Source organism: Robertmurraya mesotrionivorans (assembly GCF_050971805.1).
GTDB lineage: Bacteria > Bacillota > Bacilli > Bacillales > Cytobacillaceae > Robertmurraya_A.
This window is the reverse complement of record NZ_JBPCCH010000007.1, coordinates 130,633-153,988: the sequence shown is the minus strand read 5'-3', so window position 1 is coordinate 153,988 and position 23,356 is coordinate 130,633. Positions and strand designations below refer to the sequence as shown.

Annotated in this window: 25 protein-coding genes; 10 read left to right on the top strand and 15 right to left on the bottom strand. The window is 37.3% G+C overall.

What is annotated here, in order from left to right; translation table 11 throughout:
- Nucleotides 1–11: 11 nt before the first annotated feature.
- A complete protein-coding gene (locus ACRX5O_RS13540; protein WP_433906439.1) occupies nt 12–470 on the bottom strand; it encodes a DinB family protein in 459 nt (152 codons plus the stop codon).
- 138 nt (nt 471–608) lie between these two features.
- Between ACRX5O_RS13540 and ACRX5O_RS13535 the strand changes: the two genes are divergently transcribed.
- Nucleotides 609–1,763, top strand: a complete 1,155-nt coding sequence (locus ACRX5O_RS13535) for an aminotransferase A (RefSeq protein WP_433906438.1) — start codon at nt 609–611, stop codon at nt 1,761–1,763.
- A gap of 37 nt (nt 1,764–1,800) precedes the next feature.
- On the opposite strand, the gene ACRX5O_RS13530 is transcribed toward ACRX5O_RS13535, so the two are convergent.
- The gene (locus ACRX5O_RS13530; RefSeq protein WP_433906437.1) at nt 1,801–2,676 is read right to left on the bottom strand and encodes an NAD(P)-dependent oxidoreductase; all 876 of its coding nucleotides are present in this window, start codon (nt 2,674–2,676) and stop codon (nt 1,801–1,803) included.
- Between the two features lie 67 nt (nt 2,677–2,743).
- Nucleotides 2,744–3,193 carry a hypothetical protein gene (locus tag ACRX5O_RS13525; protein WP_119707354.1) on the bottom strand — a complete coding sequence of 150 codons (450 nt, stop codon included), beginning with the start codon at nt 3,191–3,193 and terminating at the stop codon, nt 2,744–2,746.
- Between the two features lie 135 nt (nt 3,194–3,328).
- Here ACRX5O_RS13525 and ACRX5O_RS13520 point away from each other — a divergent pair, with 135 nt between their 5' ends.
- Nucleotides 3,329–4,006 carry a GNAT family N-acetyltransferase gene (locus ACRX5O_RS13520; RefSeq protein ID WP_433906436.1) on the top strand — a complete coding sequence of 226 codons (678 nt, stop codon included), beginning with the start codon at nt 3,329–3,331 and terminating at the stop codon, nt 4,004–4,006.
- 23 nt (nt 4,007–4,029) lie between these two features.
- Here the strand turns inward: ACRX5O_RS13520 and ptsP are convergent, their stop codons facing one another.
- Together ptsP and ACRX5O_RS13510 are read right to left on the bottom strand one after the other, a co-directional pair.
- The gene (gene ptsP, locus ACRX5O_RS13515) at nt 4,030–5,745 is read right to left on the bottom strand and encodes a phosphoenolpyruvate--protein phosphotransferase (RefSeq protein WP_433906435.1); all 1,716 of its coding nucleotides are present in this window, start codon (nt 5,743–5,745) and stop codon (nt 4,030–4,032) included.
- 2 nt (nt 5,746–5,747) lie between these two features.
- Nucleotides 5,748–6,011: a phosphocarrier protein HPr gene (locus ACRX5O_RS13510; RefSeq protein ID WP_066058111.1), complete on the bottom strand. Its 264-nt coding sequence runs from the start codon at nt 6,009–6,011 to the stop codon at nt 5,748–5,750.
- Between the two features lie 463 nt (nt 6,012–6,474).
- Here ACRX5O_RS13510 and ACRX5O_RS13505 point away from each other — a divergent pair, with 463 nt between their 5' ends.
- Nucleotides 6,475–6,858: a PilZ domain-containing protein gene (locus ACRX5O_RS13505; RefSeq protein ID WP_433906434.1), complete on the top strand. Its 384-nt coding sequence runs from the start codon at nt 6,475–6,477 to the stop codon at nt 6,856–6,858.
- Between the two features lie 29 nt (nt 6,859–6,887).
- Here the strand turns inward: ACRX5O_RS13505 and ACRX5O_RS13500 are convergent, their stop codons facing one another.
- Nucleotides 6,888–7,619 (bottom strand): SDR family NAD(P)-dependent oxidoreductase, encoded by a 732-nt coding sequence (locus ACRX5O_RS13500; RefSeq protein WP_433906433.1) that lies wholly within the window; start codon nt 7,617–7,619, stop codon nt 6,888–6,890.
- A gap of 15 nt (nt 7,620–7,634) precedes the next feature.
- Nucleotides 7,635–7,829: a protein YkzS gene (ykzS, locus tag ACRX5O_RS13495; protein WP_433906432.1), complete on the bottom strand. Its 195-nt coding sequence runs from the start codon at nt 7,827–7,829 to the stop codon at nt 7,635–7,637.
- A 191-nt stretch (nt 7,830–8,020) separates the two neighbouring features.
- Between ykzS and ACRX5O_RS13490 the strand changes: the two genes are divergently transcribed.
- The 3 genes from ACRX5O_RS13490 (at nt 8,021) to ACRX5O_RS13480 (ending at nt 9,707) form a co-directional block, all read left to right on the top strand.
- A complete protein-coding gene (locus tag ACRX5O_RS13490; RefSeq protein ID WP_119710521.1) occupies nt 8,021–8,209 on the top strand; it encodes a YkvS family protein in 189 nt (62 codons plus the stop codon).
- Between the two features lie 154 nt (nt 8,210–8,363).
- Nucleotides 8,364–8,975, top strand: a complete 612-nt coding sequence (locus ACRX5O_RS13485) for a CPBP family intramembrane glutamic endopeptidase (protein ID WP_433906431.1) — start codon at nt 8,364–8,366, stop codon at nt 8,973–8,975.
- A 75-nt stretch (nt 8,976–9,050) separates the two neighbouring features.
- Nucleotides 9,051–9,707, top strand: coding sequence for a DUF8580 domain-containing lipoprotein (locus ACRX5O_RS13480; RefSeq protein ID WP_433906430.1), 657 nt, complete (start codon nt 9,051–9,053; stop codon nt 9,705–9,707).
- 24 nt (nt 9,708–9,731) lie between these two features.
- Here ACRX5O_RS13480 and ACRX5O_RS13475 read toward each other — a convergent pair whose 3' ends face one another.
- Nucleotides 9,732–10,778: a YkvI family membrane protein gene (locus ACRX5O_RS13475; RefSeq protein WP_433906429.1), complete on the bottom strand. Its 1,047-nt coding sequence runs from the start codon at nt 10,776–10,778 to the stop codon at nt 9,732–9,734.
- Between the two features lie 211 nt (nt 10,779–10,989).
- Between ACRX5O_RS13475 and ACRX5O_RS13470 the strand changes: the two genes are divergently transcribed.
- Nucleotides 10,990–13,131 (top strand): ATP-dependent Clp protease ATP-binding subunit, encoded by a 2,142-nt coding sequence (locus tag ACRX5O_RS13470; RefSeq protein WP_433906428.1) that lies wholly within the window; start codon nt 10,990–10,992, stop codon nt 13,129–13,131.
- A 47-nt stretch (nt 13,132–13,178) separates the two neighbouring features.
- Here the strand turns inward: ACRX5O_RS13470 and ACRX5O_RS13465 are convergent, their stop codons facing one another.
- Together ACRX5O_RS13465 and ACRX5O_RS13460 are read right to left on the bottom strand one after the other, a co-directional pair.
- Nucleotides 13,179–14,873 carry a M3 family oligoendopeptidase gene (locus ACRX5O_RS13465; RefSeq protein ID WP_433906427.1) on the bottom strand — a complete coding sequence of 565 codons (1,695 nt, stop codon included), beginning with the start codon at nt 14,871–14,873 and terminating at the stop codon, nt 13,179–13,181.
- A gap of 109 nt (nt 14,874–14,982) precedes the next feature.
- Nucleotides 14,983–15,432 (bottom strand): MarR family winged helix-turn-helix transcriptional regulator, encoded by a 450-nt coding sequence (locus ACRX5O_RS13460; protein WP_391558373.1) that lies wholly within the window; start codon nt 15,430–15,432, stop codon nt 14,983–14,985.
- Nucleotides 15,433–15,615: 183 nt separating this feature from the next.
- Here ACRX5O_RS13460 and ACRX5O_RS13455 point away from each other — a divergent pair, with 183 nt between their 5' ends.
- Together ACRX5O_RS13455 and ACRX5O_RS13450 are read left to right on the top strand one after the other, a co-directional pair.
- On the top strand, nt 15,616–17,109 hold the full coding sequence (locus tag ACRX5O_RS13455) for an ATP-binding protein (RefSeq protein WP_433906426.1): 1,494 nt from the start codon (nt 15,616–15,618) through the stop codon (nt 17,107–17,109).
- 150 nt (nt 17,110–17,259) lie between these two features.
- Complete coding sequence (locus tag ACRX5O_RS13450) at nt 17,260–18,489, top strand: MFS transporter (RefSeq protein WP_433906425.1); 1,230 nt, start codon at nt 17,260–17,262, stop codon at nt 18,487–18,489.
- A gap of 27 nt (nt 18,490–18,516) precedes the next feature.
- On the opposite strand, the gene ACRX5O_RS13445 is transcribed toward ACRX5O_RS13450, so the two are convergent.
- The gene (locus tag ACRX5O_RS13445) at nt 18,517–19,038 is read right to left on the bottom strand and encodes a hemerythrin domain-containing protein (RefSeq protein WP_433906424.1); all 522 of its coding nucleotides are present in this window, start codon (nt 19,036–19,038) and stop codon (nt 18,517–18,519) included.
- 211 nt (nt 19,039–19,249) lie between these two features.
- Here ACRX5O_RS13445 and ACRX5O_RS13440 point away from each other — a divergent pair, with 211 nt between their 5' ends.
- Complete coding sequence (locus ACRX5O_RS13440) at nt 19,250–19,591, top strand: SAM domain-containing protein (RefSeq protein WP_433906423.1); 342 nt, start codon at nt 19,250–19,252, stop codon at nt 19,589–19,591.
- Nucleotides 19,592–19,707: 116 nt separating this feature from the next.
- Here the strand turns inward: ACRX5O_RS13440 and ACRX5O_RS13435 are convergent, their stop codons facing one another.
- The 4 genes from ACRX5O_RS13435 to ACRX5O_RS13420 all read right to left on the bottom strand — a co-directional run bounded on the left by ACRX5O_RS13435 (nt 19,708) and on the right by ACRX5O_RS13420 (nt 23,345).
- A complete protein-coding gene (locus ACRX5O_RS13435; RefSeq protein ID WP_433906422.1) occupies nt 19,708–19,956 on the bottom strand; it encodes a hypothetical protein in 249 nt (82 codons plus the stop codon).
- 788 nt (nt 19,957–20,744) lie between these two features.
- A complete protein-coding gene (locus tag ACRX5O_RS13430; RefSeq protein ID WP_066058155.1) occupies nt 20,745–21,029 on the bottom strand; it encodes a ferredoxin family protein in 285 nt (94 codons plus the stop codon).
- Entirely contained in the window at nt 21,029–22,324 is a 1,296-nt protein-coding gene (locus ACRX5O_RS13425) for an FAD-dependent oxidoreductase (RefSeq protein ID WP_433906421.1), read from the bottom strand. The genes ACRX5O_RS13430 and ACRX5O_RS13425 overlap by 1 nt, the downstream gene beginning before the upstream one ends.
- Nucleotides 22,317–23,345, bottom strand: coding sequence for an electron transfer flavoprotein subunit alpha/FixB family protein (locus ACRX5O_RS13420; RefSeq protein WP_433906420.1), 1,029 nt, complete (start codon nt 23,343–23,345; stop codon nt 22,317–22,319). The genes ACRX5O_RS13425 and ACRX5O_RS13420 overlap by 8 nt, the downstream gene beginning before the upstream one ends.
- Nucleotides 23,346–23,356: the final 11 nt, after the last annotated feature.

Here is a 23,356-nt window from a genome sequence, read left to right as displayed (position 1 = left end):
CAACTAGTAGACTATGAAAGTAACACTTCTAATTGATTTTTATGATGATAGTCATGCTGAATGAAGTCTACAAAATATTCACGTATAGTGAACTGATGATCACCAATAGAAAATGTAGTATCTAGTTCTTCTTCATTATAGGAACTTATAACGGAGAGAAGCTCCATTCTAGTATGAATTAACTCTTGCAACAATTCGTTTTTCGTTATTCCACTTTCCGCATATTCACGGGCCTTGTCGTTTACCGTTTGAAAATCAGGAAATGGTGGCAAGCTAGCAGCTTCCTTCATGAAAGGGAATCTTTCCTTAAGTGAAAAGCGGTCCCAGAATAACAGATGGGAAAGAACTGCTGCCATTGACCATTTCCCTTCATCTATTGGTGCAAACCACTTTTGTTCATCTACTTCAGTTAGTGATTGAAACCATTGATTTAAACTTTCATAAGCTTGTGTAATTTCTACTTTATTCATACCCTTTCCCCCTAAAAAACTATCTTTCCAATACTTACATAATAACCCATAAGAAGCTATTTTTAATATGAAAATTAAGAGGATTTTTTCACTCTCTTACCTTCACATGATAAAATAAACGAATAGGAGAGTGATCACTTGGAACATTTGGTTAATTCAAAAGTAAAAAACATTGAAATATCAGGAATTCGTAAGTTTTTTAATATGGTTGCAGGCACAAAGGATATGATTTCATTAACTCTTGGCCAGCCAGACTTCCCTACACCAAAGCATGTGAAAGAAGCAGGAAAAAAAGCAATTGATGAAAATTTCACAACATATACTCATAATGCTGGATACATTGAACTGCGTACAGCAGCTGCTCATTTTGTTCAAACTAAATACGGTTTATCTTACAATCCAAACGATGAAATTATTATCACTTCGGGAGCTAGTGAAGCGATAGATATTACGTTTCGAACCATTTTAGAAGAAGGTGTGGAGGTTATATTACCTGGACCTGTATATCCTGGCTATGAGCCAATTATAAAATTATGCGGTGCTGAGCCCGTATATGCGGATACAAGAGATAACAACTTCCGAATGACTGCTGACATTATTAGCAACTACATAACAGATAAAACTCGTTGTATCGTCTTACCCTATCCGTCCAACCCTACTGGAGTGAGTTTAACAAAGGAAGAATTAAGCGATATTGCAGAATTGCTAAAAGATAAAGAAATATTTGTATTAGCTGACGAAATATACAGTGAATTAGTATTTGACCACAAGCATTTCTCAATTGGTACGATTCTAAAAGAAAAAACGATCGTCATCAATGGTCTTTCTAAATCACATTCCATGACCGGTTGGAGAATTGGTATGATTTTTGCTCCTAGTTCTATAACTGAACATATTTTGAAGGTTCATCAATATAATGTCTCTTGCGCTTCTTCTGTTTCTCAAATGGCTGCATTAGAAGCACTTACTGCAGGCATAAATGATGCAGTTGAGATGAGACAAGCCTATATGGAACGAAGAGAATATGTTTATGAGAGATTAACCAACATGAATTTGTCAGTTATCAAACCAGATGGAGCCTTTTATTTCTTTGTAAAGCTACCAGAACCGTTTACCAATTCGTTTGACTTTGCCCTACAATTAGTTCAAGACCGAGGCGTAGCTGTCGTACCTGGAAGTGCATTTTCTCCGCTTGGTGAAGGATATATACGTATCTCGTTTGCTTATTCCATGGAAGTACTTGCTGAGGCATTGGATAGGCTGGAGGCATTTTTAAAAGATCATCAGTCATAAAAGTGAACCCAAGCTCTAATTCGAGCTTGGGTTTCATTTATTTCCAGTATTTATATAGAGCCTGTGTACCACTATTTTCCTCGCCTTGTTCCGCTAATTTCTCGTATAACGATTTGGCAAGGGATAATCCAGGAGTCATCATTCCCATTTGTTCCGCCTCATCTAAAGCAATTGTCATATCTTTAATAAAGTGTTTGATATAAAAACCTGGAGAAAAATCCCCTCCAATGATCCTTGGCGCAAGATTCGAAAGAGACCAGCTCCCCGCTGCTCCCGATGAAATACTTTTAAGTACTGTTGTCGGGTCAAGCCCTGCCTTTTCCGCGTATACAACCGCCTCACAAACACCAAGCATATTAGATGCAATGGCAATCTGGTTACACATTTTAGTATGCTGACCAGCTCCAGCACTTCCTTGATACACAATATTGCTTCCTAATACCTGAAAAATAGGTTGTAATGCATCAAAAACCTCTTGATCACCACCAGCCATTATGGAAAGCTTGCCCTCTCTCGCTCCAATGTCTCCACCTGAAACGGGAGCGTCTACAGAATAGATTCCCATTTTCTTAGACTCGTTATATATTTTTTTAGCCAATGTAGGAGTGGAGGTTGTCATATCTATTAAGAAAGATCCTGGTCTCGCAGTATGTACAATTCCTTTTTCTCCGAGATAAATTTGTTCAACATCAGATGGATATCCAACCATTGTTATGATAATATCAACCTTTTCTGCAATAGCCTCTGGGGATTCTATCCAAGCTACACCTTCATCTAAAATATCTTGTGCTTTTTCTTTTGTACGGGTATAGGCAAAGACCTTGTAGCCTGCTTTTACTAGATTTCTCGCCATACTTTTGCCCATGACCCCTAAACCAATAAATCCGATTGTGCTATTTGAATTCAGTTCCATACTCACTTCTCCCCGCTAGAAATAAGTAGTATTTTATCACTTATTTCCAATTTGTTCAAAGAAATGACTATAGCTGAGATTGAAAGTTCTGAACATACCCTGAAACGATCATATCATTTTCATTAAAAATCTGTACCTTGACCGCTTTTTCTTGCTGAATCATCTCTTCTAATACGAATGTATGTAAATCAATCTGTAAAGGAATGGGATCCATTGACAGATAAATTTCCTCCTGATTTCCTACATGTAGTAGTTTTCCATCATGAACATATTGCTCTCCATAATAAATTTCTGCTGTTCCTAACGCTTTTGCTAATTGTTTATTTTCGATTAAGACTTTTACTTTGTACATATCTTCTTCAGAAAATAATCGTTCATCAAATTTAAATCGAAACTGAAGTTCATTGTTTTTTGTAAGTAATACATCCGCATACTGATTAATAAACGATTGTTTTTGACTTCCCTCACATCCTGCTAGAATAAGTGAACAACATAATACGAAAAATGCTTTCTTCATGATCGTCCTCCTTTACCACTTACCTTTGCCTAGAAATGTAAAGTATAAACGGTCAATTAGAAAAGTTTACAATTCATAGTGATTTGACTACACAACTCCATTCATTTTACAATCAGGAAAAGAAGGGGGAATATTATGTATTTTAAAGAACTGTATGTGTTTAACTCCTCAAAACCAACAAAAGCGATTATACGAACGTATACAAAAGACGATTTTCAAGAATTAATACGGATTCAACAAGAGGCATTTCCTCCCCCCTTTCCTTCTGAGCTTTGGTGGAATGAAGAACAGTTAACCAATCATGTCAAACTGTTCCCTGAAGGAGCATTATGTGTAGAAGTAGAAGGTGTTATTTGCGGTTCGATCACAGGATTAATTACTAACTTTGATAAAAACCATCCAAGTCATACATGGGAGGAAGCGACTGACAATGGCTACATTACTAACCATGTGACAAATGGTAATTCCTTGTACATAGTCGATATTTGTATTTCACCCGCTTATCGAAAACTAGGATTAGGAAAATGGCTAATGCAGTCCATGTATGAAACAGTGGTTCAACTTAAGCTTGATCGATTGCTAGGAGGAGGACGTATGCCTGGGTATCATAAGCATGCGGATCAACTTTCGGTAGAGGAATATGTTGAGAAGTTGATACTAGGAGAAATACAAGACCCTGTTATCACCTTTTTATTGAGATGCGGTAGAACACCTGTCGTAGCTGTAAAGGATTATTTAGAGGATGAACATTCGTTAAATTACGGACTTCTGATGGAATGGAAAAATCCCTTCTTATCAAAAAGACCCAACTGATTAAAATCAGTTGGGTTTCTTTTTTAGCGTTGAGTTGCTTTCGCTACTGCTTCTAACACTTCTTCCGTCGTGCTCATTTGAAGCACTTCTGAAGCTAATGCTTCCATATCTGCTTTTGACAAGTTACGGATTTGAGAGCGTGCTTTTAGGATAGAAGTTGCACTCATAGAGAACTCATCTAAGCCTAAGCCAAGAAGAACAGGGATCGCTTGCTCGTCGCCAGCCATTTCTCCACACATTCCAGCCCACTTGCCTTCTTTGTGTGCAGCGTCAATAACCATTTTTACTAAACGTAAAATAGCTGGATTGTATGGCTGATACAAGTAAGATACTCTTTCGTTCATACGGTCTGCAGCCATTGTGTATTGGATTAAGTCATTTGTTCCAATACTGAAGAAATCAACTTCCTTAGCAAATTGATCAGCAATAACAGCAGTAGAAGGGATTTCCACCATGATTCCTAGTTCAATTTTCTCAGAAACAGCTACTCCTTCAGCTTGAAGCTTTTGACGCTCCTCTTCAAGAATTGCTTTTCCTTGACGGAATTCAGCTAGTGTTGCAATCATTGGGAACATAATTTTTAAGTTTCCATATACACTTGCACGAAGAAGTGCACGAAGTTGTGTACGGAACATATCTTGCTCTTCAAGACATAAACGGATCGCACGGAATCCTAAGAAAGGATTCATTTCCTTCGGTAAGTTTAAGTAAGGAAGTTCTTTGTCTCCACCAATGTCTAATGTACGAACAACAACTGGCTTTCCATCCATTCCTTCTAGAACAGCTTTGTATGATTCAAACTGCTCCTCTTCTGTTGGAAGTTGGTCACGACCCATGTAAAGGAATTCAGTACGGTAAAGACCTACACCTTCGCCACCATTGTTAATAACACCTTTTAGATCTTTAGGTGTTCCGATATTTGCAGCAAGCTCCACATGATGACCATCGGAAGTGACTGTTTGCTCGTTAACAAGCTTTGCCCACTCAGCTTTTTGTGCTTCAAAAGCAGCGTGCTCGGACTTGAAACGTTCAACTTCCTCAGCAGTTGGATTAATATAGACTTGTCCATTTAATCCATCTACAATTACAAGATCACCGTTTTGAATTTCTTCAGTTGCGATCTTTGTACCTACAACTGCTGGAATTTCCATTGAGCGAGCCATAATTGCAGAGTGAGATGTTCTACCACCGATGTCGGTTGTAAAGCCTTTCACAAATTGGCGGTTTAGCTGTGCTGTGTCTGATGGTGTAAGATCTTCAGCAACGATAATTACTTCTTCTGAAATCATACTAGGGTTAACGATTTGTACACCTAGTAAATGAGAAAGAACGCGTTTTGTTACATCTCGAATATCAGCAGCTCTTTCCTTCATGTATTCATTGTCCATTGACTCAAACATCGCTACAAACATATCAGCTGTTTCTTTTAAAGCAAATTCAGCATTTACTTTATCTGTTTTAATTTTATCTTCAATTGGAGAAACAAGCTCTGGATCACTTAGTACGAGCAAGTGCGCTTCAAAAATAGCTGCCTTATCAGCACCTAATTCTACTTTTGCCTTGTCTCTAATACCTTCAAGTTCAACCTTTGACTGACTTAGTGCCGCACGGAAACGATCAATTTCAACTGTATCGTTGTCGATTGACTTTTTTGTAAAGGTTAAATCAGGTTCTACCAAACGGTATGCTTTTGCGATTGCTATTCCGCTAGATGCAGCAATTCCATTTAAAAAGTTCATTTTTATGCTAAACCTTCTTTTTTCAAAGTTTCTTCAAGACTAGCTAGAGCTTCTTGCTCATCTCCACCTACTGCAGAAATAGTAATGTCAGCTCCTTGTCCAACTCCTAGAGACATAACACCCATGATTGACTTAAGGTTTACTTTTTTCCCTTTGTACTCAAGGTTAATATCAGAATCGAACTTGCTAGCTGCTTGTACTAGTAATGTTGCAGGACGAGCGTGAATTCCTGTTTCAGCTATAATTTTAAATTGTTTTTCTGCCATGGTTAATCAAACTCCTTTTTCCTATACATATATTTGCTAAGATGTTTCTCGTTAATTGTCTAATTCCTTCACTTTACCTATTCATTCCGACATTGAAAAATATACAGCATACTTTAGTATTTTTTCAACTGTCCTTTTTATTCATTAAATATAGCTAACGCCGACTAAAGTTCTTAGGGTCATCAGACAATCGACATCTCAAAAAAAAGAATAGCATTTCCTTAGCGTGTATACAATGAAAAAGCCACAAATGTAGAGGAATTTTCACAGTTTTTTTATTTAACCGCTTACATTATTACTCATTATAATGAAATTTTCCAACATGAGTTAGAATGGTAAATATTATCCAATAAAGTGAGTTTTTGATGAAAACCGTGAAAATAAAATACTTGTAATCAATAAATGGAAAATGTATGATTTTAGTAATAGTTAATTTGTTACATTTTCTTACAAGGTGATATGCATGATTTATAAAAGACAAGAGGCCTTTCGATTTCAATTTCAACAGCCTATTCATGGAACATTCAAGATTGTAAGCATAAATGGAATGCAAGGGGATGTTAAATCCGCTATTGCTTATATAGTAGATATTAGCCCAAATGGGATAAAATTTAGATCACCAATTAACTTACCCATTGAACAAAATGATTTTTTGCTAGAGATTTCATTTTTATTAGCTGACCGATTAATTCATGTTCTAGGAAAGCCAAAATGGAAAAAGATTGAAGGCAAAATGTGTGTATACGGATTTACAGGTTTAGATGACAAAGAAACTAAAAAAGAAATCGTCAACGTCCTTAAAATTTATACAAAAATGATTCACAACGAATCAAAAAATCCAGACTAGAAAGCTACCTAACTTAGGTAGCTTTTTACTTATTCTTCGTAAATCATCTTTTTTGTCATTCCTCCATCAATGGTAATATTTGCACCAGTAATGAAATCATTATTCGGGTCACATAAGAATAAACACCCGCGTGCAATGTCACTTGACTTACCAACCCTTTTGGAAAAATGCTGTGAATGGTCGATCTCACGAAGCTCCTCATAATCATTCGTTTCAATCCAACCCGGGCTTATGCAATTGACTCTCACTTTCTTTTCAGATAATGTAGCAGCTAATGCATGAGTTAGTGCAACAATCCCTCCTTTTGATGCTGCATATGCTTCCGAATGCGGTTCAGACATAAAGGCCCTAGTGGAAGAAATATTAACGATTGCTCCCCCTTCTTCAATCACCTTGGCTACCTCCCTCGAACAGAGGAAAACACCCTTTAAATTGGTATTTAGTACTCTATCCCACTGCTCCACGGTCGTTTCGAAGAAATTTGAAAAAGAGGAAATACCTGCATTATTAATCAGAATGTCGACTCGACCGAATTTTTCCATTACATAAGTAACTAAAGAAACAACTGATTGCTCGATTGAAACATCCGTTTCAAAAAAAATCACCCTCTCACTGTTATATTTCTTCTCTGTTTGCTTACCATTCTCTGCATGGTAATCAGCAATAACTACCTTCGCTCCAGCTTCATAAAAAGCATGAACAATACCGGCACCAATCCCGCTGGCACCGCCTGTAATAATTACGATTTTGTCATTGTACATATTTGTCCTCCTGCCCTAGCTTCTAGGTTCTTGTAAATACTGATAAATCACATCTCCGCTTCTTTGGGCAATTCCCCTAAAATGCTTAAAATCTTCCAAAGCAACAACTACAGCCCTTACATCAAGGAATACTTCTTTATGTACATACCACTCATTTATTTGTCCACTTCTTAATTTTTCGATCATTTCTAAAATCAGATCTTTTTCCATATAAGTAATCCCTCCCTCTAGAATTATTATATAAAAAAAATAAAGGGTTTCAAAATCGACTATTCATTCTCTTAAAAACTATTACTATAATAAATAATTATTAAAATTTACAAAAAATTCTTTACGTACAGGAAAAAGTAGTGCAAAATGTTTATAATATCGTCATCTGGAAAGAAAAGGAGAGAGCGACATTGAAAAGAGCTGAAGTGGGGAACGTGATCGAATTTAGAGACGGGTTACAAGGTATTGTTGAAAAAGTAAACGAAAATTCAGTAATTGTTGACCTTACTTTTATGGACAATTATCGAGATCTTGAATTAGACCAAAGAACTGTTGTAAATCATAAAAACTATAAAGTTATTAAAGAATCTTCATTTTAAAACGAACTATTGGAAGCGCATTCTATATGTTTAGTAGTGAGATTTTTGTCTCGAAAATAAAAATAGGTTATAATATGAGGAAACCTCTTATTTAGGAGGTTTCTTCTTTTTTATAAAATAAATGTAAGACCATGCTTTAGAGAGGAGTCATCATATGGTTCAGAAACAAATGGATGTAAGAATGATTTTCGGCATATTACTTGCTCACGTATTATTATTTATTACTTTTCAAGAGAAAAGTGTGTTTTGGTACATATTCACAGCTTCGATGCTGTTTCTAATTACTTATTCCATTATCCAAGAGGAAATAGATGATCAACAACCGTTTAGAATTTATATTACGTATGGTGTAATTTCGGGAATAAGTTTGTTTGGCTTATTTTACCTAGGTAATTTCTTATTACATATGATTGATTTTCCCTTAAAAGGATCTGTCGCAAAGCTGTACAAACAAATGTCCCCTACTCAAATATGGCAGTACATCGTCTTATTTCTTATCATAATTCCAGGGGAAGAGATCTTTTGGAGAGGATTTATTTTAAAACGACTTCTTGTACGGATAAAAATCCTACCAAGTATTTTGTTATCAACATTATTATATACTTCTGTCAACATATACTCGGGGTCAAGTCACCTGATTCTCGCTTCGATTGTTGCCGGACTAGTTTGGTCAAGCCTCTACGTTTGGAAGAAGAGCATTCCTTTACTAATTGTTTCACACCTCGTATTTGATTTATTTTTGTTAGTCTTATTCCCTTTAAGTTAGTTTGGCTATGTAACCTTTCTAAACCATCTCCGTCTATTATTATGAGACTCAGTAGACGACTAGGAGGATATGTAATTGAAGTTTATTAATTTGTATATAACAATTGGCATACTCGCTGCGGTATTAACAGCCTGTGGAACTGGAGAAACAAGCCTAGAGGAAGCAAAAAATGGGACATCCCCCGAACAGGAGAACGTAGAACCAGAGGAAGAATCACTTCAAGAGGATAATAATGAAGAAACGGATCAATCGGATACAATGATTCGCCTTCTTGAAAATAAATTATCCTTTACATTAAATGGAGAAACAAAAGAAGAAACAGCATTTTTAAAACATAGTGATAATCAAGGATATTCAATGTATATCCTCCCTGAGTATGAACTAACAGCAGAGGAACCAAATAAAGATGTAGTCATGCTCTCAAACGATGGTGAAATTTTTATGAGGGTCGAACTCTTACCAGAGGATGTTGACTGGGATGCTACTGAACAGACTGCGGTCGAACAATTGCAGGCTGTAGCTTCTGAAGTAAATGAAGTCACACCACCGAAACTTGAGTTTTTTGCAAATAGTAAGGTGTATGAAGCTAAGATAAACGGGGAAGTTATTACTTCATACCTAGTAAACAACAATGAAGGGGTAATCAAACTAACATCATTTACAAAAGAGTCAGCTGATCATCGTGACTCATTTATTAAAATGGCAGAAACCATAGTTAACGAAGCCAAATAAGACTCGGGGATTTTTTCCCGAGTCTTATTTTTTTACGGAATCTATAGGCTTCATCCACAATAGAACAATAAATATGATCGTTACGTAACCAAATATAGGGTATAGGTAAGAAAGCAATGTTCCATAATTTACAAAACTACCTAAATAGGAAATGATAAAAATAATGCATACCCAAGCAATCCTAGGTAGTTTTAAGTAATTATTGAGTTGCTTCTCAAGACCATACACATTGCCAATGACGGATGTAAAAATCTCTCCATATATTATAAGTACATAAATCCAATAGAAACCATAAGCCAGATTTTTCATAATTGCAGCCATTGGAATCTCATATATTTCTAAATTAGGGAGCATGATTAATGTCGCATGACTAGAAAGAAGAATAACTGTTAACGCAGCACCTCCGATAATCCCCCCCCACTTTACCGTATCTTCATCCTCTATTTCTGCTGCAACTGGGACAAGCACGGCTTGGGCAAGCCCAATATTAAAGGCGGTATAGGAAAACGGGTTAACAACAGACTTCCAGCCATCGTCAGCTGGAGGAATTAACAAGAGCTGTTCAAGAAAATTAGGTTGCTGAATCGTAACCATAAATAACAGAAAACTAAAACATATCATCATAGGTACCACAAAAGTGTTAACGGCAAATAAACCTTTTGTTCCAACAATCATGACGATAAATGAAAGGGCGATCGTTAGCATAATTCCTAAACTTCTTGAAAGACCAAGCTGCTCCTGAAAAACGGCACCGGCACCGCTTAACATAACAGCACTAACTCCAAGTAACATGAATAACATTAAAATATTTATCGCCCCTCCCAAATAAGGGCCGAACAAGAAGGTATTTAACTCCTGATACGATTTTGCTCGCAATCTTGCGGCAAGTCGCATCAGCTTAGAGCCTAAAAAGATAAAAATATAACCACTCATTAAAATCCCTATTAGTCCGATAAAACCAAATCGGGAGAAAAACTCTACGATTTCCTTTCCTGTGGCAAACCCAGCTCCTACCACAGTTCCTACGTAAACTGCAGCGAGCTGAAACGCTGCCCCCCATTTCTTTCTCACTCCATCTCCCCCTTCCATTTATTTATATGAACAGAAGGACAAACAATGACGAGCTTTTTCAAGATGAAAAGAATATCAAACACCTTTGGAACAATCTTACAAAAAAAACAAATCAAAATACTTGAAAGTCAAAAAAGGTCAAAGTATAATCATAATTACAAAAGGTCAAAGTTAGTCAAAGTCAAATATATAATAATAGGAGGAAAAATGTATGCTTTGTCAAACATGTCAAAAAACAGAAGCTACTATTACTGTAAGAATGACTATAAATGGGAATGAAAATCAACTACATCTTTGTCAAAGCTGCTTCCAGAAGGAGCATGAAAAGATGTTATCGACTTTTGGACCAAACCTATCTGGTTTTCAATCTTTTTCCCCTTTTGAATCATTCTTTCAACCTATGAATATGAATCAAAAAGGCAAACAGCAAAGAAATATGGAGACTCCGCAGAAAAGTAATGGAAATGGAGGCTTTATTGAACAATATGGAAGAAACTTAACCACATTGGCACAAGCTGGTTTAATTGATCCAGTGATTGGACGTGACGAAGAGGTTAACCGTGTCATTGAAATATTAAATAGAAGAAATAAAAATAATCCTGTCTTAATAGGTGAACCTGGTGTTGGTAAAACAGCCATTGCAGAGCATCTAGCAGTTAAAATTGCTGAAGGAAGTGTTCCAAACAAGCTTAAAAAAAGACAAGTGTATCTTTTGGATGTGGCTTCTTTAGTATCGAACACAGGTATTCGTGGCCAGTTTGAAGAAAGAATGAAAGAAATACTGCTTGAGCTTCAGCAAAAGAAAAATATTATTCTATTTATCGACGAAATTCATCAGTTAGTTGGTGCTGGGAGTGCAGAAGGTTCGATGGATGCTGGAAATATTTTAAAGCCAGCATTAGCACGTGGAGAACTTCAACTTATTGGTGCAACGACTTTAAAAGAATACAGAAAAATTGAAAAAGACGCCGCTCTTGAGAGACGCTTCCAACCCGTTCAAGTACTAGAACCAACGATCTCTGAATCGATTGAAATCCTTAAAGGTCTGAAAAGTAAATACGAGGATTATCATGAGGTTGTATTTACAGACGAGGCGATTGAAGCATGTGTGAATTTATCACATCGATACATCCAAGACCGTTTTCTTCCTGATAAAGCGATTGATTTACTCGATGAAGCTGGGTCAAAACTGAATTTAACCGCTAATTATTCTAATACGGAAGGCATCGAAAATCGTTTGAAGGAAATCGCAAAAGAAAAAGAAGAAGCTTTAAAGGTAGAAAAATATGAGCTCGCAGCTAAGCTACGTGAAGAAGAAAAAGAACTTGAACAAAAGCTTTCTCACCGGGAACTTGATCATCGACCAATTGTAAAAGTAGAGCATATCCATGAATTAATTGAAAAGAAAACAAGAATTCCTGTAGGTAAACTTGAGCAATCAGAACAAGAAAAGCTACAAAACCTTGAAGCCCATTTATCAAATAAGGTAATAGGACAGCAGGAAGCTGTGAAAAAAGTAGTTAAAGCCATTCGCCGAAGTCGAGCTGGTTTAAAAGCAAAAGGACGCCCTATTGGATCCTTCCTATTCGTTGGTCCAACCGGTGTCGGGAAAACAGAACTTTCCAAGTCATTAGCTGAAGAACTATTTGGTTCAAAAAACTCTATGATTCGCTTAGATATGAGTGAATACATGGAAAAGCATAGTGTTTCTAAATTAATTGGTTCTCCTCCTGGTTATGTTGGACATGAGGAATCAGGACCGTTAACGGAACAAGTAAGACGTAATCCTTATAGTATTATTTTGCTAGATGAGATTGAAAAAGCTCATCCAGACGTTCTAAATATGTTTCTTCAAATCCTTGAAGACGGTAGATTAACGGACAGCCAAGGAAGAACAGTCAGCTTTAAAGATACGGTTATTATTATGACTTCCAATGCAGGTGTCGGTCATAAGACGGTGAAGGTTGGCTTTGGAAATGATCATCACGAACACGAAAGCAATTTATTAGCCACATTAGGAACATTCTTTAAGCCTGAATTCCTCAATCGTTTTGATGCGATTATTGAGTTCTCATCATTACATGAAGAAGATTTACTCCAAATTGTTGATATTATGATTAGTGACTTAAATATTATGCTTAAAGAGCAACAGATGACAGTGACAGTAACGGAAGAAGTGAAAAGAAAGCTTGCTACATTAGGTTACTCCCCTTCGTTTGGGGCACGTCCATTAAGAAGAGTGATTCAAGACCAGATTGAAGATCAAATTTCAGACTTTATTATAAACGATCCTGATTGTAAGGAATTAATTGCGGTAGTTGAGGACGACACGATTATTATTAAGAAAGCATAGAAATAGAAAGAGCGAAGCCCCCATTATCATTGGCTTCGCTCTTTTTCTTATAACATTTGATCTTCAATTGAGTTTAACCAAGCCTCAATTTCACCTACGACAGATTGTACGCAACCATCTTCAAATGGTGAAATTAAGTTTGCTGCTTTTACAAGCTCAGTAAAAGGCATGCTACCGCCTAAAGTACAAAGATGTAGATAATCATTCCATGCTTTTTTATGATCCTCACCAGAACGCTTCCAGAATTGGAATGCACAAATTTGTGCCAATGTGTAATCAATATAATAGAACGGAGTCGTGTATATATGACCTTGACGCTGCCAGAATCCGCCACCCTCTAAATACTCATTTCCATCGTAATCTTTGTGAGGCATGTATTTCTTTTCAATCTCACGCCAAGCTAACTTTCTCTCCTTTGGTGTAGCGGTAGGATTTTCATACACCCAATGCTGAAATTCGTCCACACTTACGCCATATGGAAGGAATAAAAGGGCGGAACTTAAATGAGCAAACTTATATTTATCTGTATCTTCCTTAAAAAATAGCTCCATCCATGGCCATGTGAAAAATTCCATACTCATCGAATGAATTTCAGCTGCTTCATATGTAGGCCAATTGTATTCTGGAATTTCAAAATGACTGCTTGAATACACCTGGAATGCGTGCCCTGCCTCATGTGTTAATACATCGATATCACCTGACGTACCATTAAAATTTGAAAAGATAAAAGGTGACTTGTAGTTTTCAATATATGTACAATATCCACCACCAGCTTTTCCTTTCTTTGCCACTAAGTCCATTAAATGATTCTCTACCATATAATGAAAGAACTCGCCTGTTTCCTTTGAGAGTTCATCATACATCTTTTGTCCATTTTGAATAATCCACTCAGGATCACCCTTCGGTACCGCATTCCCTGATTTAAACTTGAAGTTTTCGTCATAATACTTAAGAGTGTCAACATCAATTCTTTGTCTTTGACGTTCCTTTAGTTTTGTAGCAATCGGTACAATATAATCTTCCACTTGTTTTCTAAACCCTGCGACCATTTCCGCGTTATAGTCGGTACGATACATACGGTAATAAGCTAGTTCAACAAAGTTTTTATAGCCAAGTTTTTGAGAAATTTCTGTACGAACCTTGACCAAGTCGTCATATATACGATCTAACTCACTTTCGTTTTCTGAAAAATAATTAAATCGAGCTTCACTTGCCTTTTTTCTCATACCTCGGTCTTTTGATTCTGTAAACGGTTCCATTTGAGCTAACGTACGTTCTTCGCCCTCGAAAGGAATTTTCGCAGCAGCAAGGAGCTTTGTATATTCCGTCGTAAGCTTATTTTCTTGTTGAAGCAAAGGAATGATATCAGGAGAGAACACCTTTAACTGTGCTTCTGCTAAGGCAAAAAGCTGTTTTCCCCACTTTTCTTCCAGCTCGAGCTTAAAAGGTGAGTTTACAAGCGCCTCGTAATATTTAGTAACTAACCCCTCAACACTTGGTTGAATTTCATCTATATAATCTTGTTCTGCCTTGTAAAACTCATCATTCGTATCAATCGAATGGCGAATATATACGAGGTTAAACATCGTGCCTAAATCATTACGTATTTTATTTATATCTTTCATTGCCACATTTTGCTCATTTGCAGAGGCTGCTTTTGAAAAAACCTCTAATGCATCTAAAAATTGCTTTTCTACAACCTCAAAATTTGGTCTCTCATATGTATACTGTTCGAATTGCAAAGTGAATCCCCCTTTGTTTAAAAATTTCGAAAAAAACTCTCTTTTATTATAACTCAGGCGGCAGAGAAGCACAAAAAAACAAGGCACCCAGTGGATGCCTTTGTTACTATTATTTCTTATTTTCAATAGATAATCCCAATTTCTTTAGCAGTTCTGTTGCTTGATCTTTTTCATCAGCTGTAAGCTCTTTCATTAATTCATGTATTTTTTGTGCATGGTCTGGAAAAATATCCTCGATAAACGTCTTCCCTTGTTCTGTGATTTGAGCATACGTTACTCTTCGATCACTAGGGCAAGCGACTCTAGCTAGTAATGCCTTTTGTTCCAGCTTATCAACCACGTACGTAATACTTCCACTCGCAAGAAGGATTTTTTCGCCTATTTGCTGTAACGGCTGATCTCCTTTGTGGTATAAAAGTTCAAGAACAGCAAATTCTGTTGGATTTAGTCCATATGTTTGAATAAGTTTATTTACATTTTCATTGACTGAGCGATATGCTCTAGATAGCACAATAAAAAGTTTTAAAGATTGACTGATTTCAGCTTCCATGATTCTCATTCCTTTAAGATCCAATTATATTTACCTTTTTTGATAACATATTTTTAATTAAGACTATTATAGAAAAACTAGCTTTGTTCTGTCAAATTCCCGTCTAATCCTTAATTCCTATAAAAAGCTTTCTTATATAGTGATATAATAAGCAAAGCTATGGAAAAAACATTATGTGCTTGGAGTAATTACATGAAAAGACACTCACTAAACCTACTTTTATATAGCCTCATCGTAGTACTACCAACACTAGGTGGCAGTTATATATTTTCACAGATTGAAAAAGAAAAAAATCTTTTAGAGCAGGTTCAACATGCTGAATGGGTTGCTTCTATTCATAAATCACATTGGGATCAATTTATTAGTGAAACAGTCACTTCTCTTCAAACTCTGTCTCTTACGTCAGAGATATACGTTAACAGCCCAGAAAAAATGGCCCCACTACTACAAAAGGCGTTTCAGACAGATCCTAGATACAGTGGGTTGTTTTTATTGAACGAAGAAGGGCGAATGATTGTTGGCTCTAACAATCTATTAGAGGACAATCTGTACAAAAACTCGTATATTCAGGAAGTCATTCGTACAAAGGATATTATTATATCTGCTCAGGTGAATACATTAAAAAATAACCAAAAGGTGATCGGACTTGCTTCGCCTGTGTTGGATGAACAAAAACAACTGACATTTATCACTCTTGCACTGCTTCGGGTTGACCATGTTCAAAACATAATGAAAATACTTACACCTGAGACACCTATAGTCATCCTCAATCAGGAAGATCAGGTGATCATTGATTTCGATTCTGAACATTTATACAAGCAAGGTGGACATTGGGTATCAACGCCTATGAATCAGCTACCCTGGACGATTAAAGTAAAGGTAGATGAAGACGCAGCACGTACAAATATTTCTCATTTAGTGGGAACGATTACTTTGTTTTTTATTTTGACGCATATCCTGTTTCTGTTAGTTAAATATATTTTACTAAAAAGACAATCAATTAAGGAAAGAAAGCAAAATGAGGCACAAAAACTCGAACTGGTTGGTACATTAGCTGCTGGGACGGCACATGAAATACGAAATCCATTAACTGGCATTAGCGGCCTTGTCCAATTACTAAGTGAAAAACATAAAGATAAAGAAGATCAATTTTATTTTTCGGTTATCAATAACGAAATTAAGCGAATTAATCAAATTGTGAGCGAGTTTCTGATTCTCGGAAAACCGACAGCCATGAAAAACGAGCCGATTGATTTAAAAATGATCATCCAAGAGCTACAACCACTTATTTCTTCTGAAGCAAACCTATACAATGTGATATGCCATTATACATTTCCAGAAGAACCGGTTGACGTTCTATGTACAAAGGATCAAATGAAGCAAGTCATTTTAAATATTACGAGAAATGCATTTGAATCCATGCCTACAGGTGGTACACTTGACATCCGTATTTCGAAAGAAAGGGAAAAATGTGTCCTTACAATCTCTGATACGGGAGTTGGGATTGGAAAAGAAGAGCTTGAAAAGATTTTTCACCCCTTTTATACGTCAAAGGCCTCAGGTACTGGGTTAGGGCTTGTAGTTTGTAAAAGAATCGTCCAATCGTTTTATGGTGAAATTCAAATTTCGAGTATCGAAAACAAAGGCACAACTGTGACTATAACATTTCCACTAATGAAAGAATAGAGAGCTGTTTGGCTCTCTATTTTTTTATGCGAGCTCTTCGTTTCATACACCATATACTTTGCCTCACGAAATAAACCATTTCATAATCACTGGAAATTTAGTAAGATATCCTTATACAATTCTTCTACAATCAAAGGAGATCTTTTTATTATGGCACAAACTGCTACTGTTCAAGAATTTAAAAAACCTGACAGTGCAACAACGTATAAAATCTTATTCATTATCGCATTATGTCACCTGTTAAACGATTCGATTCAGTCGGTTGTACCCGCTATGTTCCCTATACTTGAACAATCAATGGGACTAAGCTTTACTCAATTAGGAATCATTGGGTTTTCTCTAAATATCGTGTCCTCAATCATGCAACCCTTTGTTGGAATGATTACAGACCGAAAGCCCATGCCATTTGCTTTACCCATTGGCTTAACGTTTACTCTAATCGGAGTTCTAGGGCTTGCCTTCGCCCCTAGTTTCTTACTTATTGTGATTTCGGTAGTCTTTATTGGATTAGGATCCGCCGTATTTCATCCTGAAGGTTCAAGGGTTGCTTATATGGCAGCTGGACCTAGAAGAGGGCTTGCACAGTCCATTTATCAAGTTGGTGGAAATTCCGGGCAAGCACTAGCTCCATTAATTACTGCACTCATACTCGTTCCTTTTGGCCAAAGAGGTGCAGGCTGGTTTACGATTGTCGCAGCAGTTGCAGTAGGGCTGCTTGTTTATATTGCTTTTTGGTACGCGAACAAACTCAAAATAGATAGTCGGAAACCAAAACAAAAGCAGACTTTAGCTCCTGCATCGTTTTCATTTCAACGTCAAATTCGCTTCTATTTGCTTGTGATCTTGTTCTTAATCTTCGCTCGTTCATGGTATATTTCAGGAATCACTAATTACTACGCGTTTTATGCGATTGACAAGTACAGCTTTTCCATACAGCAAGCTCAGCTTTATTTATTTGTTTTTCTAGTTGCAGGAGCTTTAGGTACATTTTTCGGTGGACCTTTAGCTGACAGATTTGGAAAAAAAACCATCATCTTGCTATCCATGATTGGTTCTGCTCCATTCACCATTTTGCTTCCCTTTGTGCCTCATTATTTCGCGGTGGTTTTACTTGGGATAGCGGGCTTCATACTCATGTCTAGTTTCTCAGTTACCGTTGTTTATGCCCAAGAACTCGTTCCTGGGAAGATAGGAACCATGGCAGGTTTGACAGTAGGATTAGCTTTTGGAATGGGTGCTTTAGGATCTGTGTTTTTAGGTATATTAGCAGATACGATTGGATTACCTTTAACGATTATTTCAACCGGTTTTCTCCCATTACTAGGGTTCCTAACACTGCTCCTTCCTTCAGACAAACAAATTGCAGATATATACAAATAAAACGGAAGAGGTGCACCCTCTTCCGTTTTATTTATTAATTCTGTCCTTTAATTCCTGCTTTTCTTCTTCTGAAAAAAAGTTTTGTGCCATGGGGAATAGCACATTTTCTTCCTTAGCAAAGTGATCAACAAGAGTGTAATACGCATTTTTTATAAGTCCAGCAAGCTCCATCATTTCTTCATCTGTATATGTGTCATTAGAAAGTGCTGCCTTTAAAAATGTCCCGATAAAGCCTTTTGCCTGATCATGCTCATATTCCATTACTGCAATCGGTCCACTTTCCCTACCAATATACTTTTCCATCATGGAGAATAACACACCCTCTTCTCTTTCTGAATGGGGCTCTAATTCATGAAAAAAAGCTTCTACCTTTTGAATTAATTCCTTAAACACCGTTTCCCTTGTAGTTTCAACACGCTCTATTTGCTGACATGTTTCAAGCAGTCCATCAAGCATTAAAAGCAGTGGAGGATGCTCATTTTTTAATTGCTGTAATCCCTCACATAATTCTACATTTCTATCCATCATTGAGCTCATACAACCTTGCATAGTTCATTTCTCCTTTTAATCATATTGTTACTATGATTATAAGAAAGTAAGAGCTTTTCTGTTGTGATGCATATCACAGAGAAGAATGAATGTAAACGCTTTTAAAATTCTAAAAATTTTAACAATTTAGGAGGTAATTTTTTATAAAAGCTCATATAATAAAAATATACGAAGTTTCTTTTGTAAACACGAGAAGTTAGGAGGGGTTAAAATGTATCAATGTAATCTACAAGAATTTTACCCAACCGCATTTATTCGAATTGGAGAGAATGACCAGTCCATGCTAAAAGGAAGTCGATTCATGTCTGAGACTTCCGTACACTGGCTAGTCGCATTAGACGGTCATCCTAAAAACGGAACAGAAGATTTTTATGTTTGGAATGTTCTTGTCTACCTAGCAGACATTCATGGGAACTTTGAGTTAAGTCAACCACATTATTGTACGGAAAGTTATTCTTGCTTTGATCAGGCTTGCAATACAGCTAAGGATCTACTGATTAGTGGACTTAACGACGAGATGATGAAATACACAGTTAGAGTAAGAATCAGCTAAAAAGGATTATTATCATTACTTTTGGCTTTTCCTTTTTATGCTACTATGTGAAAATTTATACATAACATAAAATATGATGGAATTCATAGAGGTCTATCGAAGATGTTGAAGTAAATCTATGATTGATAGCTATATAAGTAGTTTTCAACAAACTGAACAATTTCTAAATGTTGCTTATCGGTTGTGTTCTTTTCAAGTTCCTTAAGCCGCTTTTTCGCCTGCAAAACAAAGGGCTGCAAAGTAGGACAAGCCCCAGCCTCTTTCACTGTTAATTCTCCATTTAATATATCAATGGCTGCCTCCTGAACTTGTACATCACTTGTCAAATAGTAGAGTATCCCAGCTAAATACGATGTTCGATCCATACTGTCTCCTCCAATCTATTAATAGTACCTATATTAATAGTAACGGAACGCTCGTTCGTTTTCAACTATATTATCGGAATTTTTTAATAATTCACATTTTATACATAAAATAATAAATCTACTTAGTAAATTCTAGTTTTTTATCAAAACACTAGTGTTTCAGGTAAGAGTGAGAAAAATGATTAAAGTTGAGTAATGGCGGTAGGGGTTTGGACATGGATAACATGGGATTTCGTCCAAATGTGGGGCTCATTTGGACTCTTGATCATGAATATCCTTCTGCCCTTGTCCGAATACGGTGTTCATTCGGACTCTTGATCCTAAAACCCTTCTGCCCTTGTCCAAATACCGGGCTCATTCGGACACTTCATCCCAAAAACCGTTCTGCCCTTGTCCGTATACGGCGCTCATTCGGACTCTTGATCATGAAAACCCTTCTGCCCTTGTCCGAATACGGTGTTCATTCGGACTCTTGATCCTAAAACCTTACAGCCCTGTCCAAATACCGGGCTCATTCGGACTCTTGATCCTAAAATCCTTCTGCCCTTGTCCAAATACGGTGTTCATTCGGACTCTTGATCCTAAAACCCTTACAGCCCTGTCCAAATACCGGGCTCATTCCGACTCTTGATCCTAAGATCCTTCTACCCTTGTCCGAATACGGTGTTCATTCGGACATATAAACCAAACTACCTTCATTCTCTGAATAGGAGTTTGATTCAGACATAACAAACAAAGACACCACTCATATCCAATGAAGGTGTCTTCGCTTAATCATTTATTCGCCATTACGCTAATCGAAACACAATTCCATGGCCGCCTTTCGGATATTCCCATTTAATATTTTGGTATGGACAGCCAATCCGGCAGCTTCCACACTCATGGCAGCCCTCGTATCCCACCTGCATTCTTGTGCCTTCCCACTTGTATACTTCCGCTGGACAGAATACGGTACAGATTTTATCGGGGCATTTTGTCATACAAACATCGTGGTCAAGCACTGTTAGATGGGATTTCGTATCACACTTAAAACGCAGTAAGTACTGTTTTTCCTCGATTGTTTTCGTTGACATTATTTCACCGCCTTCCAAGCACGATAGACATCTTGAATGACTTTAAACGTTCCTTTTGTCCCAGTTACACTTCTCATGATTTGTTTTTGTTTTTCACGCTTTGGTGTTCCGTCGACCGTAAAGAACTTGCTCATTGCCTGGTTCATCATTGGAATATACTCTCTGAAATACTGAGGGTGATGCTCAAATGTATGGGCAGCGTCTTTATATTTTTCTAGATCCTTCATAATAAAGCTATTGTATAAAGCTTCACGATAACTATTTAAACTTGCCTCACTAAAATCATTTCTTTCCTTTGCTCGAATTATTGCTTCAGCTGCCATTTTCCCTGATGCCATTGCCATATTAGAGCCCTCTCGATGGATGGCATTTACTAGTTGAGCAGCATCTCCCACTACCACTACACCATTGCCGGCCACCTTCGGTACAGAGTGGTATCCTCCCTCAGGAATTAAATGTGCCAAATACTCAGCAGACTCCCCACCAGCTAGGAGTGGCTTTACCATGGAATGATTTTTCAAGTAATCTAGTAAATCATACGGTTTGAGCTTAGCTTTTATCATGCTGGATAGGGTAGTACCTACACCAATATTAATACTTTCCTTATTCGTATAAATAAAGGCTGTACCGAGGTTCCCCTTTGTTGAATCACCAAAGATTTCAATGGTACAGCCTTGGTTATCCTCAAGGTTAAAGCGGTCGTTAATCTTCTCTTTTGATAGATTAATAACCTCCATTACCGTTAGAGCTACTTCATCAGGACGAAATTCTTTATGAAAGCCAAGCTGCTTTCCTAACAGAGAGTTTACGCCATCAGCCAATACAACTACATCCGCATACACATCTCCATCAGGACGATCGGTTCGAACACCCACCACTTTACCATTTTCTACAATACACTCATTGGCTACTGTTTCATTGATGAGTAATACCCCTTGTTCCACCCCTTTTGCTGCAAACCATTGATCAAACGGAGCTCTTAATACGGTAAAATTATTATAGGGCTCCATTCCCCACTCTAACCCTTTGTAGCCAAAGGAGACGGTAGACTCCTTATCCATCATCCAAAAGCGTTGTTCAATAACAGGTCTTTCTAATGGCGCTTCCTTCCAGAACTCAGGAATAATCTCCTCCATTTGTTTCCTGTATAATACGCCACCCATTACATTTTTACTACCTGGATACTCCCCCCGCTCGAGTTGGAGCACCTTCAAGCCACGCTTTGCACATGTATAGGCACAAGAAGTTCCTGCAGGTCCAGCACCAACAACGATTACGTCAAATTTTTCAGGCATAACTGATTTCACCACCCTTTTCTGTACGTATTTCTTTAAATTGTTGGATGAGTTTCGGGAGAATTTCCAAAGCATCCCCTACGATTCCATAGGTTGCGACATCAAAAATAGGTGCACTTGCATCCTTGTTAATGGCAATTATAATTTCTGAATTCTTCATTCCGACTACGTGCTGAATAGCACCTGATACACCGACTGCGAAATATATTTTAGGTGTTACCGTTTCACCAGTTTGCCCAATTTGTAACTCATGTGGTAGCCATCCTGCTTCTACCACATCCCTCGTACCACCTACACTCGCACCAATCACTTCCGCGAGCTCATATATTAATGAGAAATTTTGCTGATCCCCTAATCCCTTTCCACCGCAAACAATGATATGTGCATCCGCAAGATTAGCTCTTTTCGTTACATCTTTTACCACTTTGAGCACTTTAGTTCTCATATCTTCTTCATGCAATTCGATATTTTCTTCAATGATTACTCCCTGTCGTTCTTTATCTGGTTCGAGAGCTTTCATTACTTTCGGTCGAACCGTTGCCATTTGAGGGCGATGCTTTTTACATAAAATCGTTGCCATAATATTTCCACCAAAGGCTGGTCTACTTGCCTCCAATAATCTTTTTTCAAGATCAACATCAAGCATGGTTGTATCTGCAGTCAAACCCGTACTTAAATCGGTCGCAACTGCACTGGCAAGGTCCTTTCCATTTGGAGTGGCTCCGTATAAAAATATTTCAGGACTGTATTTTTCGGCGAGGAGTACCACGCCCTTCATATAAGATTCTGTCCGGTAATCCTCTAATACTGGATGATCAATCACATATACTTCATCCGCCCCGTATGAGATGACTTGATTACAAAGAGCTTTAACTTCTTTACCTAGCAGCACTCCCCCAAGTGAAACACTTAGCTTATCGGCTAACTTTCTTCCGGCTCCAAGCAATTCTAACGAAACACCTTCAATCTCGCCTTCATTTTGTTCAATGAATACCCACACACCACGGTATTCTTTACTCATTCCAAGCACCC